This is a genomic window from Streptomyces sp. NPDC048297, from assembly GCF_043201585.1.
GTDB lineage: Bacteria > Actinomycetota > Actinomycetes > Streptomycetales > Streptomycetaceae > Streptomyces.
The window spans coordinates 1-1,749 of sequence record NZ_JBICZA010000089.1 but is presented as its reverse complement, the minus strand read 5'-3'; the positions used below and the strand labels follow the sequence as shown (position 1 = coordinate 1,749).

At 68.6% G+C, this 1,749-nt stretch carries 1 protein-coding gene and 1 pseudogene; both read left to right on the top strand.

Annotated features, from left to right (window positions below; all coding sequences use genetic code 11):
• Positions 1 to 121 precede the first annotated feature (121 nt).
• A pseudogene (locus ACGFYV_RS37510) lies at positions 122 to 1,354 on the top strand (IS256 family transposase); the annotation flags it as partial.
• 34 nt (positions 1,355 to 1,388) lie between these two features.
• Complete coding sequence (locus ACGFYV_RS37505) at positions 1,389 to 1,715, top strand: hypothetical protein (protein WP_393883027.1); 327 nt, start codon at positions 1,389 to 1,391, stop codon at positions 1,713 to 1,715.
• Positions 1,716 to 1,749: the final 34 nt, after the last annotated feature.

Here is a 1,749-nt window from a genome sequence, read left to right as displayed (position 1 = left end):
GAGCAATGCTCAGGACTTGTGGATCAGCCCCGGGCGAGGACGCGGAGGGCGTACCTTCCCGAATGATCCGTAAGGTCTCCGAGTAGGCCCGCGTTGCAGCGCGGGTCGGGAAGGCACGCCCGTGCTCAGCGTAGTCACCGACGACGGCTCCACGCAGTCCGGCTCCCTGATCGACGAGATCGTCCGGGAGGGCGCCCGACGCATGCTCGCCGCCGCGCTTGAAGCGGAAGTCAACCAGTACATAGCCGAGTTGGCCGCCGAGACCGACGAGCGAGGCCGCCGCCTGGTGGTCCGCAACGGCCACCACCAACCCCGCACCGTCGTCACCGCGGCCGGGCCGGTCGAGGTCACCGCGCCCCGGGTGAACGACCGCCGCATCGACGAGAAGACCGGCGAGCGGAAGCGGTTCTCCTCCAAGATCCTTCCCCCGTGGTGCCGCAAGTCCCCGAAGGTCTCCGAGGTCCTGCCGCTGCTCTACCTCCACGGACTCTCCTCCGGGGACTTCGTGCCCGCGCTGGAGCAGTTCCTCGGCGGCACCGCCGGCCTGTCGCCGGCCACGGTCACCCGGCTGACCAAGCAGTGGACCGACGACCACGCCGCCTTCCAGACCCGCGACCTGTCCGACCGGGACTTCGTCTACGTCTGGGCGGACGGGGTGCACCCGAAGGTGCGGCTCGGTCAGGCGCACTCGTGCGTCCTGGTCCTGCTCGGGGTCCGGTTGGACGGCACCAAAGAGCTCATCGCCATTGCCGAGGGGCTGCGGGAGTCGACCGAGTCGTGGGCCGACCTGCTGCGTGATTGCCGCCGACGGGGCATGCGCGACCCCGAGCTGGTCGTCGGCGACGGCGCGATGGGCCTCTGGAAGGCCCTCGCTGAAGTCTTCCCCGCCGCCCGCCACCAGCGCTGCTGGGTCCACAAGGCCCGCAACGTCGCGAACTGCCTGCCCAAGTCCGCCCAGCCCGGAGCCACGAAGGCCATGCAGGAGATCTACAACGCCGAGGACCGGGCCCACGCCGAGACGGCGATCGAGGCCTTCTCCCGCACCTACGGCACGAAGTGGCCGAAGGCCGCCGCGAAGATCACCGATGACCGGGACGAGCTGCTCGCGTTCTACGACTTCCCGGCCGAGCACTGGATCCATCTGCGAACCACGAACCCGATCGAGTCGACGTTCTCCACGGTCAAACTCCGCACGAAGGTCACCCGAGGCGCCGGCAGCCCGGCCGCGGCCCTCGCGATGGTGTTCAAGCTCGTCGAGTCCGCCCAGTCACGCTGGCGGGCGATCACCGGAGCCCACCTGGTCCCCCTCGTCCGCGCGGGCGCCCGCTTCGAGAACGGCCACCTGGTCGAACGCACCGAGAACCACGCCGCCTGAGGAGAATGCCACGATGACCGTCACCGACACCTACGGCACGAGCACCTACACGGCCCAGCAGCTGGCCGACCTCCTCGCCGAGCGACTTCCGGCGACCTTCGCCGAGCTCGAGAGCGACTACTTCGGCGTCTACTTCCTCGCCACCCTCGCCGACACGACTCGCATCAAGGTCCAGCCGAACACCGTTCCAGGAGACGACGGCGAAGACGACCTTCTTGAGGACGACCACCCTGAGGTGTCCGTCCTCCTCATCGTCACCGCAGCCGCCGAAGCTCAGCTCCTGGACAAGGAGCTTGCAGCCGTCGACGGACTCACCCGACTCCGGTCATCCCGAAGCTGAGAATCCATCGATCCACAGGTATTGACGATTGCTC